Consider the following 16,795-nt stretch of genomic DNA (forward strand, 5'->3'; position numbering starts at 1 on the left):
AGTTTACATCATTCATAATTATTGATTCAAAATATTCCGCCCAGCTTACAATCCACCCCATGTCTGCCCTCACCCTTACTCCCCGCGCGCTCTACGAAGAAGTGGCCGAGCAATTGCGCCAGCGCATCTTCCGGCGCGAACTGGAGCCGGGCAGCTGGATTGACGAACTCAAGATTGCCGAGGAATTCGGCATCAGCCGTACGCCCCTGCGCGAGGCGCTGAAGGTGCTGGCCGCTGAAGGCCTGGTCACGATGAAGGTGCGCCGTGGCGCCTATGTGACGGAGATGAGCGAAAAAGACCTGCGCGATGTTTACCACCTGCTCAGCCTGCTCGAGAGCGACGCCGCCGGTGTGGTGGCCGAACACGCCACCGAGGCGCAGTTGAAAACGCTGCAGGACCTGCACGCCGAGCTGGAAGCCGCCGTGGCTGATCGCGAAAAATTCTTTGCCGTCAACGAACGCTTTCACATGCATCTGCTGGAGATGGCCGACAACCGCTGGCGCAGCCAGATGGTGGCCGACCTGCGCAAGGTGATGAAGCTCAACCGCCACAACTCCTTGTTCAAACAAGGGCGCATCGAGGATTCGCTGGGCGAACACCGCGCCATCCTGGCTGCGATGGTGGGGCGCGATGCCAAGGGCACGGTGAAGGCCATGCAGGCGCATTTTGCGCAGGGGCTGGAAGCGGCGACCTGATTGGAAGCCGCCAGCACAAGCCCGCTTGTCGCGGGCTTAAGCTGTGTCGGCTCAGTTCTTGGCCTGCTCCACGCGGTTGCGCCCACCGGCCTTGGCGGCATAGAGCGCCTCGTCGGCCCGGCGCAGCAGGTCGTGAAAACTCCGGTCCCCTGCGTTTGCCGCGGCCACCCCCATGGAAATGGTCATGGGGATGAACACCCCGCCCGCATTCAGAGGCTCCCCGGCCACCAGTGCACGCAGGCGCTCACCGGCCATCAGGGCGGCTGTAGTGTCCAGCCCCTCCCACAGCACCACAAACTCCTCGCCACCATGGCGTGCCGCCAGATCGCTGCCTCGGCATGCTGTGCGCAGGTGCACGGCCACATGCCGCAGCGCCACATCCCCCACTTCATGTCCATGGCAGTCGTTGATGGCCTTGAAGTGATCGATATCGATCACAGCCAGGGCCAGACCGCTTGCCTGTTGCGGCCTCTCGGCAAATCGCCGCTCCCCCACCGTGACCAGCGTGCGGCGGTTGGGAAGGCCGGTGAGGTAGTCGGTGGAGGCTGCCAGCTCCCACTGGCGGCCAATGCGTTCGGAGCACATGAGCAAAAAGGCCGTCGTCCCCACCACGGGCAGCAATGCGGTGATCATGGGGCTGGCCATGTTGATCCAGGCCCCATCGCCCGTGATGTCAAAGGACGGACTGATGCCACGCCCCAAAAAATAAGCCGCCCGAAACACTGTGAACCCCGCCACAAAGGCAAACAGGCTCGCCATCACGCGGCGGCTGTGCGCACCATCGGGTGATTTCTGCGACACCAGCAACACAAAGCTTGCCAGCAGCAAGAACACGCAGCAGGTCGAAAGAATGACCACACGCATGCGCGTGTCCGGCCGGAGAACCGCGAACCAGAGTATTCCCAGGATGCCCACCGCAGCCGGGGCCAACATCCAGCGCAGATCCGGCAGGCCATAAAACTGCCTTAGCGCACGCCAGTAACCCGTGCACCCCAACAGCACCAGCCCGTTGGCCAGCGGCGACGCCAGCCCCAGAGGCATCTGGTCGCGCGACGCGTACATCACGGCACTGCCGGCCAGCAGCAGCGTAGCGATGCGCCAGGTTTCGGTGCAGTTGCGCAAGGCCACAGGGAAGCTCTTGCGCATCAGGCCCAGCACCCACCCGTTGGCCAGCATCATCAGCGTGGCAACAATGAAGATGGTGACGGGATCCATGGCGGCGGGGGCGAAATGGCGGTTTGCGGCGGGGTGGTGAACGACGAGGTGGCCTCCCCTTTTCATATCGGCGGAAGGTGGGACATTGTGGCCGACCCGGCTTGCAATCAGCCCGCGCATCGTGCGAATGCTCTTCGGCAGCCCGGCTCCGGGGGTCGACCGAACCCCTTGGCGTCACCCAACGCACTGCGGAGAAAGCACAGCGACCCGCCCCACAGCGCGCCAATGTACGGGCTCTGGCAGAGGGCTGCGCCAAAACACAGGCGCGGAGCATTCCGAAAATCGGAACGCACCATTTGCAACACAAGAGGTCTCGGCACCGGCGTTTCCAGCAGGTTCGATCGGTATGATTCTGCGGGTTTTCACTGAGGCTTTGCGCCTTTGGCGCGCACAGCCTTCACCGCAGGTTCCATGTCTCCCATCCCCTCCGATATCGCCAGCGTGCAAACGCTGCCCCAGCTCCTCGCCTACCGCGCTGCCTGCACCCCAAATGCCGAGGCGTACCGCGCCTTCGACCCCACCACCCAATCCTGGATGAGCCTGACCTGGGAGCAAGCCGCAGGGCGCATCGCCACCTGGACGCAAGCCCTGGCTGCGCTGCAACTGCCCCCTGCCGCCCGCGTGGCCATCCTGCTGCCCAATGGCCTGCACGCCATGTGCGCCGACCAGGCCACGCTGGCCACGGGCTGCGCGCCCGTGCCCCTGCACGCCATCGACAACCCCGGCAGCATTGCCTACATCCTGGCCGACTGCGAAGCCTCGATGCTCATCGTGGGCCAGGCCGAGCAGTGGGAAAAGATCCGCGCCGTGGGCACGCCGTTCCCGGCCCTGCGGGCGGTGGTGATCACCGACGACGACACTTCAACCTTCGCGCCCACCGCCGCTTCGGGCGATGGCCCCGCCGTGGGCTCGCTAACGCAGTGGCTGGCGGGGGCCGGTGCAGCCCCAGCGCCCACACCACCCGGTGCAGACGACCTGGCGGCCATCGTCTACACCTCGGGCACCACGGGCAAGCCCAAGGGCGTGATGCTCACGCACCGCAACGTGGTCAGCGATGTGAAGGCGGTGCTCGACCGCATCGCCCCCACGGTGGACGACGTGTTCCTGTCGTTCCTTCCGCTGTCGCACACCTTCGAGCGCACGGGCGGCTACTACCTGCCGATTGCGGCGGGCAGTTGCGTGGCCTATGCACGCTCGGTGGCGCAACTGGCCGATGACCTGAAGACCGTGCGACCCACCGTACTGGTGTCGGTGCCGCGCATCTACGAACGTATCCACGCCAAGCTGCTCGAAAAACTCTCGCCCAAGCCCTGGAAGATGCAGCTGTACGAGGCCGCGCAGAACAAGGGCTGGGCCCGCTTCTGTGCCGCGCAAGGCCTGCCCGCCCCGGCAGCCAGCGAAGGCCAGGCCGCAGGCTGGATGGCCGCCCTGCCCTGGCCCCTGCTGCAGGCGCTGGTCGCCAAGCCGCTGCTGGCCCAGTTTGGTGGCCGCGTGCGGGTGGCGGTGAGCGGCGGCGCGCCGCTATCGCCCACCATTGCCAAGTGCTTCTTGGGCCTGGGCCTGCCGCTGGTGCAGGGCTACGGCATGACTGAGACCGCACCGGTGGTGTCGGTCAACGCACTGGACGACAACGACCCCGCCTGCGTGGGCAAGGCCCTGCCCGGTGTGGAAGTGCGTATCGGCGACAACCACGAGCTGCAGGTGCGCGGCCCCATCGTGATGAAGGGCTACTGGAAGCGCCCCGAAGACACCGCACGCATCCTGAGCACCGACGGCTGGCTGGGCACCGGCGACCAGGCCGACATCGTGAATGGCCGCATCCACATCAAGGGCCGCATCAAGGAAATCATTGTCACATCCACCGGCGAAAAGATCCCGCCGGGCGACCTGGAACTGGCCCTGCTGGCCGACCCGCTGCTGGAGCAGGCGTTTGTGGTGGGCGAAAACCGCCCCTTCATCGCCTGTGTGGCCGTGCTGAACCCGGGCGAGTGGCAGCGCCTGGCGGCCGACCTGGGCCTGAACCCCCAGGCCGCTGACAGCCTGAACCACCCCAGCGTGCACCGTGCTGTGCTGGCGCGCATCGAAAAGAACACCGCCAGCTTTGCCCGCTATGCCGTGCCGCGCACGGTGCACCTGACGCTCACGCCTTGGACGATTGAAAACACCTTCATGACGCCCACGCTCAAGCTCAAGCGCAACAACCTGATGGCGCACTTTGCCGAGGCCATTGAGGGCATGTACCAGAAGCCGGGGCGCTGAACCCCGGTCTGCCCAGGCTCCCTCAAAGCACCAGCTCGCCCTCCCGGGCGTAGGCGGAACCAAAGCGGTTGGCCAGAAAGTCCGCAAGCGCCACGGACTCCTGCCCGACAAAGCCCTGCTGCGGCAACTTGCCTTGCGCCACCAGGTCCAGCGCCGTGCAGATGCCTGCGGCCGTGGTGAGCTGGATGGCGCTCAGCGTGCGCCCAGCCACCTGCGTGCCCACGATATGGGCCGAGTACGAGTCCTGCACCAGCCGCCCGCCCTTGAGGCCTGATGCGGTGGCAAACACCACGATCACGTCCTGGTCCGTGGTGGGAATGGCGGTTTCCAGAATGTCCTTGAGCAGATCGCGCCGGTCCCGCAGGCGCAGGTCATTGAGCAGCAGCTTGAGGATGGCGTTGTGGCCCGGGTAGCGGATGGACTGGTAGTCCACCTGCCGCGCCTTGCCCGCCAAGGTTTCTGTCAGCGTGCCCAGCCCGCCCGAGGTGTTGAAGGCCTCGTACTCCACGCCGTCCAGCGCAAAGGTTTCCAGCCCCTCCAGCGCGGGCACCGTGGTGCGCACGCCGTCCACAATGGCTTCGCAGGGGTTGCAGTACTCGTTGATGAGGCCCTCGGTACTCCAGGTCAGGTTGTAGCGCAGGGCACCCTGTGGGTAGCGGGGCAGCGCCCCCACGCGCATGCGCAGCGTGTGCAGGGTGTCAAAACGCCGGGCCAGGTCATTGCCCACGATGCCGATGAAGCCCGGGGCGAGGCCACATTGCGGCATGAGCACGCTGTGGGCCTTGGCTGCCAGGGCGCGGATGGCCTGGGTGCTGGCCACGTCCTCGGTCAGGTCAAAGTAATGCACACCTGCGCGTGCGCACAACGTGGCCACGGGCACGGCGCGATGGAACGGCAATGCGTTCAGCACGGCGAAGCGGCCGTCGATGGCGGCCTGCAGGCTCGCGTCATCTGTGGTCAATCGGGTGGAAATACCCAAAGTTGCCACCTCGGCCAGCCGCACCGGGTCGCGGTCCACCACCAGGATGTCGTAGTCGCCCGACCGCTGCAGCAAGAGCGCCATGGCAAAGCCGATGTGGCCCGCCCCCAGGATGGTGATGGGGCGGCGGGAGGTGGAGTGCGAGGAAATGTCAAAGGTGGTCATGGCAGTGCTCCCGGTAGTGCTCTCCGCACATGACGGAGAGGTGTTGTGGATGCCTTGATGCTAGGCAACAGCGCTGTCAATGTGTAGCGTTCAAAACGTCGAAAGCGGTTCTTTGTTTTGCCATAACGGCGAATATGATGGGCGTTATGACTTTTTGAGGAAATGCGCATGACCCAGGCCCTGGATGACACCGACCGGCAATTGCTCAGCCTGCTGCAGGCCAATGCGCGTGAGGGCACGGCCACGCTGGCGCGCAAGCTTGGCCTGGCCCGCACCACCGTGGTGGCGCGCATCGCGCGGCTGGAACGTTCGGGTGTGGTGGCTGGCTACGGGGTGCGGCTGGGTACACGGCTTGACGCCACCACCGTGCGGGCCTGGTGCAGCATCAGCGTGCTGCCCAAGGCAGCACCCGCCGTGCTGCGCGCGCTGGAGGCCATGGCAGAGGTTGAAGAGGTGTCGGCCGTGAGCGGGCCGTTTGACTACCTGGTGTTCTTGCGCTGCGCCAGCCACGAGCAGCTCGACACCTTGCTCGACAAGGTCGGCCAGCTGGAGGGCGTGCACCAGACGCAGACCAGCATCGTGCTCAGCCGCAAGATCGACCGACGACAGGTAGGGTGACATCCCCCTGAGCGGCTTACGCCGCTTCCCCCTTTTCTCGGCTCGCTGCGCGATTCGGGACGGGGGACGCTGCGCCAATAGCCACCAGCGCGCTCAAAATCAAGCGCTGAACGCTATGGATACTGAAGCTACCAGCCCTTATCTATCAAGCGATAGTGGCTATTTTTACAACCAGTGAATCAGGCCTCGAACTGCGTCGGATTCTTGCCCCGGATCGGCGCATAAAACGCCTTGATGCGCGCCATGTCACGATCCACATCGCCCGTGGGCTCAAACACCGGGCCCAAGCCGCCGACCTTGCGGCCGTAGTCCACAAAGGCCAGCACGATGGGCACGCCGGCCTGCTGGGCGATGTAATAAAAGCCTGTCTTCCAGTGCCGCGTCTTGCCGCGCGTGCCTTCGGGCGGCACGATGAGCTGCATGGGGCCTTCGGCCTCCCGCATGGCCTGGGCCGAGCTGGCCACCAAATTGTTCGCCTGCTCCCGGTTCACCGGGATGCCGCCCAGCCAGCGCATCACCCCGCCAAAAGGCGCCTTGAACAGGCTGTGCTTGCCCATCCAGTACACCCGCAGGCGCAGCGAAAACGCCAGCATCAGCGTGTACGGCAAGTCCCAGTTGCTGGTGTGGGGTGCGGCGATCAGCACGCTTTTGGCGGCATGGGCTGGCAAGACGCCCTCGACCTTCCAGCCGGTGATGCGCAGGGTGAAGCGGGAAAAAGCGCGCAGGAGCGTGTTGACAACCGGCGTGTCAAAAATGGTGTGGTGCATGGGAAAAGGGGTGACAGAACGGAGCCCGGGGCGCTGAAACAGGCAGTGGGCGCTTGGCTCCACAGGCATCGAGAGCGCCGCGAGTATCGCTGATCGTGCCAATGTCCCGCCTTGACGCAAGGCAAAGTGGAGCCGCCGCAGCTTGCATGCGCCCCTGCAGATTACTCCCAATTTCATAGCGCCCAGGACAATCAACACTAGCGCTACCAGCCATTTTTGCTCCAATTGCCGGAGTAAAGGCGCCATGCCAAATAAAACTGGCGTTGGATCTCTACCGGTCCAGAATGCACCACCAGCAGGTCCGCGTTGTCGCTGCCGCCCCATGCTGCAATCACCTTTGCCCACCACCCCGCCCTACCGCGACCGCAAGCGGTACGCATGGCTGCTGTCCCTGGTGGTGCCCTGCACCGTGGGCGTAGGCCCGGCACTGATGGCATGGACCGGCGAACCGCTGGTGCTGTGGGCGCCGGTGGCGTTTTTCTACCTCGTCGCCCCGTTGCTCGACGGGATGCTGAGCGTGGACCAGAGCAACCCGCCCGAATCCGCCGTGCCTGCGCTCGAAGACGACCGCTACTACCGCCGCATCACCTTCCTGCTGGTGCCGGTGCTGTGGGCGGCCTTCATCTTCAGCGCCTGGTGGGTGGCCACGCAGCCCCTGCCCTGGCATGGCGTGCTGGCGATGGTGCTGACCACGGGCACGGTGGGCGGGTTCTGCATCAATCTGGGGCACGAGCTGGGCCACAAGAACACGCCGCTGGAGCGCTGGCTGGCCAAGCTGGTGCTGGCGCCCACGGCGTACGGGCACTTCTTCATCGAACACAACCGGGGCCACCACCGCGATGTGGCCACACCGGCCGACCCGGCTTCGTCGCGCATGGGCGAGTCCATCTACCGCTTTGTGCTGCGCGAGATGCCCGGCGCCGCACGCCGCGCCTGGGCGCTGGAAATAGACCGCCTGGCCCGCCAGCACCTGCCGCTGCTGTCGTGGCACAACGAGATCCTGCAGCCCGCGCTCATCACGGTGCTGCTGTGGGCAGGGCTGGCGCTGTGGCTGGGCGTGGTCATCCTGCCGTTTTTGCTGGTGGCGTCTTTCTGGGCCAACTTTCAGCTCACCTCGGCCAACTATGTCGAGCACTATGGGCTGCTGCGGCAAAAGGACGCCAGCGGCCGCTACGAACCCTGCCGCCCGCAGCATTCATGGAACAGCAACCACGTGTTCTCCAACTGGGCCCTGTTCCATCTGCAGCGGCACTCCGACCACCACGCGCACCCGCTGCGCCGCTACCAATCTCTGCGGCACTTTGACGATGTGCCGCAGCTGCCCATCGGCTACTTCGGCATGTTCACGCTGGCCTATGTGCCGCCCCTGTGGCGCCGGGTGATGGACCCGCGCCTGCTGGCCCAGGTGGGGCGCGACGCCGCCCACATCAACATCGACCCGCGCCAGCGGGCCGCGATCGTGCGGAAATACGGGTTGCAGGACCTGGGATAGAACGAGTGTGAATGCGCTGGCGACTGGGCTCGGGCACCCTGCGGGCCGACAACCGCCCCTCCAGCACTCCTCTATTGATAGCACCCAGAACAATCGGCACTAGCACCTGCGACCGTTCTGACCCAAAACCCTCCTCTGGCGCCCCTCACGCAGCCAGTGGGATAATGCGGGTTTCGCACCTGCAGCCCCGCAGCGCCCCCGACCAGAGGGGCGTTCTGCTGCAGAACATTCCCCTCCCCGCCTTCGCTGTTTGCCCGTGGAAACCACCCTGAGCCCCTGGCGCATGTCCGTCGCCCCCATGATGGACTGGACTGACCGCCACTGCCGTTACTTTCACCGGCTGCTGACGCGCCAGACCCTGCTGTACACCGAGATGGTGAACGCGGGCGGCATCCTGTATGGCGGCACCGAGCGCCACCTGCGCTTCAACGCCGAAGAGCACCCCGTAGCCCTGCAGCTGGGCGGCAACGAGCCCGACAAGCTCGCCCAGGCCGCCAGGCTGGGTGAGGAATGGGGCTACGACGAAATCAACCTCAATTGCGGTTGCCCCAGCGACCGCGTGCAGCGCGGTGCCTTCGGCGCCAGCCTGATGAAGGCCCCCCAGCTGGTGGCCGACAGCGTCAAGGCCATGAAGGACGTGGTCAGCGTGCCCGTCACCGTCAAGCACCGCATCGGCATCGACAAGGTGGAGGACTACGGCTTCGTGCGCGACTTCGTCGGCACTGTGGCCGAGGCCGGGTGCACCGTGTTCATCGTGCATGCGCGCAACGCGTGGCTGCAGGGCCTCTCCCCCAAGGAAAACCGCGACATCCCGCCGCTGCGCTACGAGGTGGTCCACCGCCTCAAGGCCGAGTTTCCGCAGTTCACCATCGCCATCAACGGCGGTATCACCGCCGACGCGGTGGTGCAGGAGCAGCTGCAACACCTGGACGGCGTGATGATCGGCCGCGAGGCGTACCACAACCCCTGGTGGCTGGCGCGCTGGGACCAGCTCTACTACGGCGGCGCCCCCTGCCCCCTGACCCGAGAGGAAGTGGAGATGGCGATGGTGGAATACATGGAGCGCGAGGCCGCACAGCACGGCACCCCCTGGCCCCACATCGCCCGCCACATGCTGGGCCTGCGCCACAGCCTGCCCGGCGCCCGTATCTGGCGCCAGGTGTGGAGCAACCATCTGCTCAAGGACCGCCCCGCGCGGGAAGTGCATGCGCTGGCTATGCAGGCCTATGCCAGTGGAGCGTCGGAGCCGGAGACCACCCACGCGCAACCGGCGTTGTCGGTCTGATCTGAATCAGTGGCTGGTCTGAACTGTGACGCAGGCGGCCATGCAAACGCGCGCGAAAAATTCGTCCACGGTGCCGGTATGTTTACGCCCGCCCGTCGCGGCCGATGCCGCGAGGTTTGTTGCACTGGCCCGGCGCAGCCGCACGCTGCACGTGCCCTGGACTTCTGCCCCTTCAACCCCAGAAGCGTTTGCCAGCTATCTCGCACAAATGAACCTGCCCATGCACAGGGCGATGCTGGTGTGTACGCCGAACCAGCATGATGGCAGTGAGCAGATCGCAGGGGTCTTCAACCTTTCCCAGATCGTGATGGGCGACTTTCGCAGCGCCTACCTGGGCTACTACGTCTTTGCAGGCTTTGAGCGCCAGGGGCTGATGGGCATTGGCTTGCGGCATCTGTTGCGCTATACCTTTGGCACACTGAAGCTGCACCGGTTAGAGGCCAATATCCAGCCTGGAAATGAGGCATCCATCGCACTGGTCCGCAGCTGCGGATTTCAGCAAGAAGGGTTTTCGCCCCGCTACCTCAAGATCAACGGTCGGTGGCGCGACCATGAACGTTGGGCCATCGTGGCCAGCTGAGTCTGAAAAGTTGTCTGCGCTCGCCAGACCTCTTGCACGTTGGGCTCGCTGTCAGCCTGAGGCGCGGGACTCCAGCCGCCCCACCCAGGCCGCCAGCGGCTCGGGCCGTCCGAAGAGGTAGCCCTGCAGGCACTCGCACTGGCTTTCGACCAGAAAGTCGGCCTGTGCGCGGGTCTCCACCCCCTCGGCCACCACGCGCAGGTTGAGATGGCGGGCCACCGAGATGATGGACTGCACGATGGCCGTGTCATTGGGGTCGTCGGGCGTGTCGTCCACAAAGCTCTTGTCGATCTTGAGCTCGTAGAGCGGGAGCCGCTTGAGGTAGGCCAGGCTCGAATAGCCGGTGCCAAAGTCGTCAATGGAGAACCGCACGCCCAGGCCCACGATTTCGGTCATGCGGGCGATGGTGTCGTCCAGGTCTTCGATGAGCAGGCTTTCGGTCACCTCCAGGATCAGGTGGGCCGGGTTGGCGCCGGTGTGGGCCAGGATGTGGCGCACGCGCTCCACAAAGTCGTCCTGGCGGAACTGCCGCTCGCTTACGTTGACGGACAGCGACAGCGCTTGCCCTGCCACCTGCAAGCGTGCCAGGGTCTCACAGGCCTGCTGGATCATCCAGTCGCCCATGCGCAGGATGAGGCCCGAGGCCTCGGCGATGGGGATGAAGCGGCTGGGCGGGACGTTGCCGCGCACGGGGTGGTCCCAGCGCATCAGCAGCTCGCCGCCCACGACGTTGCCCGCAGCGTCCACCTGGTTTTGCACAAAGGCGGCCAACTGGCCCAGGGTTTGCGCTTTTTTCAGGTCCTGCTCCAGCGCCAGGCGCTCCTGCACGTCGGCCTGCATCGCGGCTTCGTAAAAGCGGATGCGGTTGCGACCCAGGTCCTTGGCGCGGTACATGGCCGTGTCGGCCTCCCGCAGAAGGTCTTCCACACCCTCGCCCCGCTTGGGGAAGAGCGTGATGCCGATGCTGCCGGTGGTGCTGTAGAGGTGGGTGTCGATGGTGTAAGGCGCTTCCAGTGCGGCGCGCATCTCCTCGGCCACCAGCAGCGCAGCGCGCCCGGCGGACTCCATGTCCGACGCCACGTTGTGCACCAGCACCACAAACTCGTCCCCACCCAGGCGCGCCACGGTGTCGCCCGGGCGTTGCAGCTGGGTGAGCCGCTGGGCCACCTGCATGAGCAGCATGTCGCCCACCGTGTGGCCCCGTGCATCGTTGATCTGCTTGAAGTTGTCCAGGTCGATGTAGAGCACCGCCCCCACCTGGGCGGCCTTCAGAGCGTTGGCCAGCGCATGTTCCATGCGGTCCAGCAGCATGCGCCGGTTGGGCAGGCCGGTGAGCGCGTCAAAGTACGCCAGCTGGTGCGACCGCGCCTCGGCCTGCTTGCGCTCGGTGATGTCGCGCGACAGCGCGATGAACCGGGGTTCGTCGCCCGGGGCGGCGCGCTCCTTGCGCGCAATCGACAACTCAAACCAGTGGGCCACCCCGCCCAGCTCCAGCCGGAACTGGTGGCCTGACGAGTACCCGGTCTGGTGGGCCGCTTGCAGCGCCGCATGGCAGCCGGCGGCGGCTTCGGGGGGGACCACATCGCGCAGCAGGCGGCCCAGAAACATCTCTGGAGGCACAGCCAGCTCTCCCGATCGTGCCGACCGGTAGTGGTGGATGCAGCCGTCCAGCCCCAGTTCGAACAACAAATCAGGAATGGCGCTGAGCGTGCTCTCCAGGTCATCCCTGGTGGCGCGCAGTTCGGCCGTCATGTCGCGCGCCAGTGCCACCGCACGCTCGCGCCCCGTGGCCAGCAGCCAGGTGAACCAGGCCAGGATCAGGCTCAGCACCGTGCCCAGAAGTGCCACCGGGTGGTGTCCATCGTCCTGAAAGCGCTGCGCAAAGCCCGGTAGTGGGGCCATGTGCAAGGTCCAGCGGCGCCCGCCCAGCTCCAGCTCGCGCCGCGCTTGCAACGCCGGGGCGCCAGCGCCTTGGGCCGGTGTCTTCAGGTTGCTGAACAGCAGCGCACCCGCTCCGGCACCGGCATCTCCTGGTCCGGTGCCGGAGGATGCCGCACCCGCGCCCGGGGTGCTGTCGGTGATCTGCAGGCCGATGTCGGCGTCAAATTCACGGGACATGCCGTTGATCACGTCCTCCATCAGAAACGGCGCCGACACCCAGCCCGCCAGCCCTTGCCGCCTGCCCTCCACCGTGCCGTTGTCGGCGTCGGCGCGGTACAGGGGCATGTACATCACCAGCCCAGGGGCACCGTTTTGCATGAGGGTCAGTCGCCCGGACAACGCCAGCGCTCCGGTGTCACGGGCCCGGTCCAGCGCCTCCTTGGCAGGGGGAATGGTCAACACATCCAGTCCCAGCGCCTTGAGGTTGGGGCCCTCCAGCGGCTCGATGTGGGTGATGGGTGCCAGCCACTCGCGCTCGCCGGGCGGGCGCACTGCATACTGGTCAAAACCGCGCTGGCGCATGTCCTCCAGATGGGCAGCGAGCGCCTTGCCAGGAAACTGCAGAATCAGCGACACCCCCTGCAGCCCGGGACGGGTTGCCTGCAGCTGCAGCGCGCTCACATAGGCCTGAAACTCCTCGCGGTCGATGCGCTCCGAGCCCTCAAAGTAGCCCTTGACGCCGCGCAACACCACCTCGTAGGTCGCCATGCGGTCCTTGAGGTTGTAGGCAATCTGGTCGGCCGCCACCTCAAAGTTCTGCTCGCGCTTGGTCCTCGTGTTCTTTTCTTCGCTCTGCCAGTACAGGAAGGTCAGCCCCAGGGTCAGCAGCGCGATCAGTGGGGGCAGCACCACGGGCAACCAGCGGTGGTTGCTGGTGCCCGCAACCCCTTCAGACACCCATGCCGCCTGCCCTGGCGCGGCGAGGTCATCGTTGTCGGGGGCTGGGTGGGGTGTCATGGTGGATGGTGTCACTTTGATGCACCGGCATCGTGCACCGGCGGTGCTGCCCCATTATGAGCATCTGTCCTGCGCCGAAAAGGGGCATTTGCGCGCAAACTGCACAGGCTGGCTCCCAACATGCCGTTTATGCTCACACCCGCTGGGCCAAGGGCTATGCGCCCGCACCCACTTCCCGTATCAACCCTGGCAATACCCATCACAAAGGCCTGGCATGGCATCGCTCGATTTCGACCTGGAGGAATCCCAATTTCGCAGCTGGTACACCGCGCAGGCGGTTGCGCTGGAAGACGCCTGCGCAGCGCTGACCGCGCGGGTGGCGGCGGTGGTGACCCAGGCGGGCGGCGTGGACATCACCAAGGTGGAGGGCCGCGTGAAGGATGTGGACGAGTGCGTGCGCAAGTTCGTGCGCAAATACCGTCCGGCGCTGGAAGAGAGCAACACCCCCTACGACATAGAGGCTTACATCACCGACCTGATTGGCGTGCGGGTGGTGTGCCTGTATGAAGACGAGCTGGAGAAGATTGCCCAGATCGTGCGCGCCCATTTCGCTGTGATCGACGTGACCGACAAGGTCTCGGCGGTGGAAAGCACCGAGGCGTCCTTCGGCTACAAAGGGCTGCACCTGGACCTGCGGCTGAGCGTGGCCGAACGCGACCTGCCGGAGCACGCGGCCTATGCCGAGTGGCCCTTCGAGCTGCAGGTGCGCACCATCATCCAGGACTCGTGGAGCGTGCTGGACCACAAGATCAAGTACAAAAAATCCATCCCGGGCCAGCTCAAGCGGCGCATCAACGTGCTGTCCGCCCTGTTCGAGCTGGCCGACCGCGAGTTCCGCCAGATCCGCGATGCCACGGCGGCCGAGCTGCTGCAGGCCCCCGACGAAACCGCCGAACCCGCAACCGATGTCGCCGCCGATTTGCAGGCTCCCACCCGCGCAGCCGCCACCAGCAGCGAACTGAACGCGTTCACGTTCTTGAAGATCGCCACGCATTTTTTCAAGGACTTCGAATTCGAGCCGTCCAAGGTCGATGGGTTTGTGGACGACATCCAGGCCTGGTCAGCCGGCATGACACGTGCGCGCTTTAACAGTTTGATGCGCGAGACGATCGGAGTGGTCAAGCGCTACAAGCAGCACTTTGAAGAGCAAAACCCGCAAGGCAGCTTCAACCCGTACACCGTGATCCGGCATTGCCTGTATCTGAGTAACAAGACGGCGTTCCGCCCCGCATTGCGCAACTCGGCCCGCGAGTCGTTCGAGGCCTGGCTGAGCGACAACGCGGAGCCCAAAGTGCAGGGTTGAGGCAAAAATCGGCGCAAGCGCTAGTGCCAATTGTCTGAGTAGCTATCATTTTGATAGCTTCGCAGCCTTCGTCGCCGAAGCGGCCCTCCGCCCCTGGGGTCACGTCAATTTGTCGCATAGGCGACTGGACATTGGTGGTTTTACTCCATGCGCTTGTTACCAAGTGCTGCTATATTGCACTGCAACAAAACGGAGTTTCGCCCCATGCTGTACCACCTCTACGAAACCCAGCGCTCCTTGATGGAGCCCTTCACAGATTTTGCGCAGGCGGCTTCCAAGTTGTTCAGCAACCCCGTCTCGCCGCTGAGCCAGACCTCAGCAGCACAGCGCATGGCTGCCGGTTACGACCTGCTCTACCGCCTGGGCAAGGACTACGAAAAGCCCGCCTTCGACATCCACACGGTCGATGTGGACGGCATCGGTGTCGCCATCCATGAACGCATTGAGGTCGACAAGCCGTTTTGCGAGCTGCGCCGCTTCAAGCGCTTTTCGGACGACCCTGCCACGCTGACCAAGCTCAAGGGCCAGCCCGTGGTGCTGATCGTCGCACCGCTGTCCGGTCATTACGCCACGCTGCTGCGCGACACTGTGCGCACCATGCTCAAGGACCACAAGGTCTACATCACCGACTGGAAGAACGCCCGCCTGGTGCCGCTGTCGGAAGGGGAGTTCCATCTCGACGACTACGTCAACTACGTGCAGGACTTCATCCGCCACCTGCAGGGCATCTACGGCAACTGCCACGTGATCAGTGTGTGCCAACCGACGGTGCCCGTGTTGGCAGCCGTGTCGCTGATGGCCAGCCGCGGCGAGAAAACGCCCCTGACGATGACCATGATGGGTGGCCCGATCGACGCTCGCAAGTCGCCCACGGCAGTGAACAATCTGGCGACCAACCGCAGCTACGAGTGGTTTGAGAACAACGTGATCTACCGCGTGCCGGAGAAATTCCCCGGCGCGGGCCGCCGCGTGTACCCGGGGTTTTTGCAGTACACCGGTTTTGTGGCCATGAACCCGGACCGCCATGCGACCAGCCACTACGATTATTTCAAGGACCTGATCAAGGGCGACGACGCAAGTGCCGAGGCGCACCGCAAGTTCTACGACGAGTACAACGCCGTGCTGGACATGGATGCGGACTACTACCTCGAAACCATCCAGACCGTGTTCCAGGATTACAAGCTGGTGAACGGCACCTGGGATGTGCGCTCACCCGCTGGCAAGCTGGAGCGCGTGCGTCCGCAAGACATCAAGACAACAGCGCTCTTCACGGTGGAAGGCGAGCTGGACGACATCTCTGGCTCGGGCCAGACCGAAGCGGCCCACGACCTGTGCAGCGGCATCGTGCGCAAGGAGCAACGCCACCTGGAAGCCAAGGGCGCAGGCCACTACGGTATCTTCAGCGGCCGCCGCTGGCGCGACATCGTGTACCCCAAGGTGCGCGCATTCATCCTGGAACACGAGTTGCCTGCCAAGCGCGCCACTGTGGCCACAGCCCCCACACCGGCCCCCAGGCTCGCCAGCCCTGCACCAGCCCCTGCCAAGGTGGTCAGCAAGCCCGCACCGGCAGCCAAACCCGCCGCCACCAAGGTGATCAAGGCGACCAAGGCGCCTACGGCAGCAGCCAAGCCTGCTCCAGTCCGCGCTGCGGCCAAGCCCGTGGCGGCCACCGCTGTGGCCACCCGCTGGGTGCAGCCCGCCGCGGCGCCCACAGGTGCAGCGCAGGCGCCCACCGCTGATCTGGCCACGGCCCAGACCAGCGCCACTGCAGCGCCGTCCACCCGCAGCGGCAGCAAGAGCAAGGCGCGCAAGGCTTGAGCCACCCCGCCTCCGCCAGCACGACCCCATCCCACGCTGCCCTCACCGACTTGGCAGCGCGGATTGATGCCGCCCTGCCCCAGACGCAGTGCACGCGCTGCGGCTATCCAGACTGCGCCAGCTATGCGCAGGCCATCGCCAAGGGGGAGGCGGCCATCACCCAGTGCCCTCCGGGCGGTGCTGAGGGCGTGGCCCGCTTGGCCGCCATCACGGGCCATGCCGTGGCGCCCTTGAGCGCCGACCATGGGGAGGAGGCACCGCGCCGCGTGGCCTTCATCGACGAGGCGTGGTGCATTGGCTGCACCTTGTGCATCAAGGCCTGCCCCACCGATGCCATCGTGGGCTCCAACAAGAAAATGCACACCGTCATCGAGCCTTACTGCACAGGGTGCGAGCTGTGCATCCCGGTCTGCCCGGTAGATTGCATCCAGCTCGACAGCGCCAGCGGCATGGCCACCGGATGGGCTGCGTGGTCTGATGCGCTCGCGCTCCAAGCCAAACAGCGGTATCAGCAACACCGTCAGCGGGTGCCGCTGGAGGATGTAGAGGACGAAGGCTCCGGAGCGCAGGCCGATTCGACATCGGCCGCCACCCACAGCCCAGCCGCCGCTGCGGTGGCCGCCGAGGGCATGGAGGCACGCAAGGCGGCCATTGCCGCCGCCATGGAGCGCGCGCGCCAACTGCGCGAAAAAGGGTCGCGCTGAGAGCGACACCCAGGTCG

At 65.3% G+C, this 16,795-nt stretch carries 13 protein-coding genes; 9 read left to right on the forward strand and 4 right to left on the reverse strand.

Features of this window, described 5'->3' with window-relative positions:
- Positions 1 to 59 precede the first annotated feature (59 nt).
- Entirely contained in the window at positions 60 to 695 is a 636-nt protein-coding gene (locus ACTJKQ_RS04265) for a GntR family transcriptional regulator (RefSeq protein WP_440596111.1), read from the forward strand.
- 51 nt (positions 696 to 746) lie between these two features.
- On the opposite strand, the gene ACTJKQ_RS04270 is transcribed toward ACTJKQ_RS04265, so the two are convergent.
- Positions 747 to 1,910, reverse strand: a complete 1,164-nt coding sequence (locus tag ACTJKQ_RS04270) for a diguanylate cyclase (RefSeq protein WP_440596112.1) — start codon at positions 1,908 to 1,910, stop codon at positions 747 to 749.
- Between the two features lie 411 nt (positions 1,911 to 2,321).
- Here ACTJKQ_RS04270 and ACTJKQ_RS04275 point away from each other — a divergent pair, with 411 nt between their 5' ends.
- The gene (locus ACTJKQ_RS04275; protein WP_440596113.1) at positions 2,322 to 4,169 is read left to right on the forward strand and encodes an AMP-dependent synthetase/ligase; all 1,848 of its coding nucleotides are present in this window, start codon (positions 2,322 to 2,324) and stop codon (positions 4,167 to 4,169) included.
- A gap of 22 nt (positions 4,170 to 4,191) precedes the next feature.
- On the opposite strand, the gene ACTJKQ_RS04280 is transcribed toward ACTJKQ_RS04275, so the two are convergent.
- Positions 4,192 to 5,313, reverse strand: a complete 1,122-nt coding sequence (locus tag ACTJKQ_RS04280; RefSeq protein ID WP_440596114.1) for a saccharopine dehydrogenase family protein — start codon at positions 5,311 to 5,313, stop codon at positions 4,192 to 4,194.
- 168 nt (positions 5,314 to 5,481) lie between these two features.
- Between ACTJKQ_RS04280 and ACTJKQ_RS04285 the strand changes: the two genes are divergently transcribed.
- Positions 5,482 to 5,931, forward strand: a complete 450-nt coding sequence (locus ACTJKQ_RS04285) for an Lrp/AsnC family transcriptional regulator (protein WP_056744925.1) — start codon at positions 5,482 to 5,484, stop codon at positions 5,929 to 5,931.
- A 179-nt stretch (positions 5,932 to 6,110) separates the two neighbouring features.
- Here ACTJKQ_RS04285 and ACTJKQ_RS04290 read toward each other — a convergent pair whose 3' ends face one another.
- Positions 6,111 to 6,698 (reverse strand): lysophospholipid acyltransferase family protein, encoded by a 588-nt coding sequence (locus ACTJKQ_RS04290; RefSeq protein WP_440596115.1) that lies wholly within the window; start codon positions 6,696 to 6,698, stop codon positions 6,111 to 6,113.
- 322 nt (positions 6,699 to 7,020) lie between these two features.
- Between ACTJKQ_RS04290 and ACTJKQ_RS04295 the strand changes: the two genes are divergently transcribed.
- The 3 genes from ACTJKQ_RS04295 (at position 7,021) to ACTJKQ_RS04305 (ending at position 10,055) form a co-directional block, all read left to right on the forward strand.
- Entirely contained in the window at positions 7,021 to 8,190 is a 1,170-nt protein-coding gene (locus tag ACTJKQ_RS04295) for an alkane 1-monooxygenase (RefSeq protein ID WP_440596116.1), read from the forward strand.
- Between the two features lie 283 nt (positions 8,191 to 8,473).
- Positions 8,474 to 9,475 carry a tRNA dihydrouridine(20/20a) synthase DusA gene (gene dusA, locus ACTJKQ_RS04300; protein WP_440596117.1) on the forward strand — a complete coding sequence of 334 codons (1,002 nt, stop codon included), beginning with the start codon at positions 8,474 to 8,476 and terminating at the stop codon, positions 9,473 to 9,475.
- Positions 9,476 to 9,500: 25 nt separating this feature from the next.
- Complete coding sequence (locus ACTJKQ_RS04305) at positions 9,501 to 10,055, forward strand: GNAT family N-acetyltransferase (protein WP_440596118.1); 555 nt, start codon at positions 9,501 to 9,503, stop codon at positions 10,053 to 10,055.
- Positions 10,056 to 10,106: 51 nt separating this feature from the next.
- Here the strand turns inward: ACTJKQ_RS04305 and ACTJKQ_RS04310 are convergent, their stop codons facing one another.
- The gene (locus ACTJKQ_RS04310; RefSeq protein ID WP_440596119.1) at positions 10,107 to 12,953 is read right to left on the reverse strand and encodes a bifunctional diguanylate cyclase/phosphodiesterase; all 2,847 of its coding nucleotides are present in this window, start codon (positions 12,951 to 12,953) and stop codon (positions 10,107 to 10,109) included.
- Positions 12,954 to 13,167: 214 nt separating this feature from the next.
- Here ACTJKQ_RS04310 and ACTJKQ_RS04315 point away from each other — a divergent pair, with 214 nt between their 5' ends.
- The 3 genes from ACTJKQ_RS04315 (at position 13,168) to rsxB (ending at position 16,778) form a co-directional block, all read left to right on the forward strand.
- The gene (locus ACTJKQ_RS04315; protein ID WP_436077406.1) at positions 13,168 to 14,256 is read left to right on the forward strand and encodes a GTP pyrophosphokinase; all 1,089 of its coding nucleotides are present in this window, start codon (positions 13,168 to 13,170) and stop codon (positions 14,254 to 14,256) included.
- Between the two features lie 204 nt (positions 14,257 to 14,460).
- Positions 14,461 to 16,074 (forward strand): polyhydroxyalkanoate depolymerase, encoded by a 1,614-nt coding sequence (locus tag ACTJKQ_RS04320; protein WP_440596120.1) that lies wholly within the window; start codon positions 14,461 to 14,463, stop codon positions 16,072 to 16,074.
- On the forward strand, positions 16,071 to 16,778 hold the full coding sequence (rsxB, locus tag ACTJKQ_RS04325; RefSeq protein WP_440596121.1) for an electron transport complex subunit RsxB: 708 nt from the start codon (positions 16,071 to 16,073) through the stop codon (positions 16,776 to 16,778). Before ACTJKQ_RS04320 ends, rsxB begins: the two co-directional genes overlap by 4 nt.
- The last annotated feature ends 17 nt before the right edge of the window (positions 16,779 to 16,795 follow it).

The sequence above is a fragment of the Acidovorax sp. 22279 genome (assembly GCF_052045435.1).
Taxonomy (GTDB): domain Bacteria; phylum Pseudomonadota; class Gammaproteobacteria; order Burkholderiales; family Burkholderiaceae_C; genus Acidovorax; species Acidovorax delafieldii.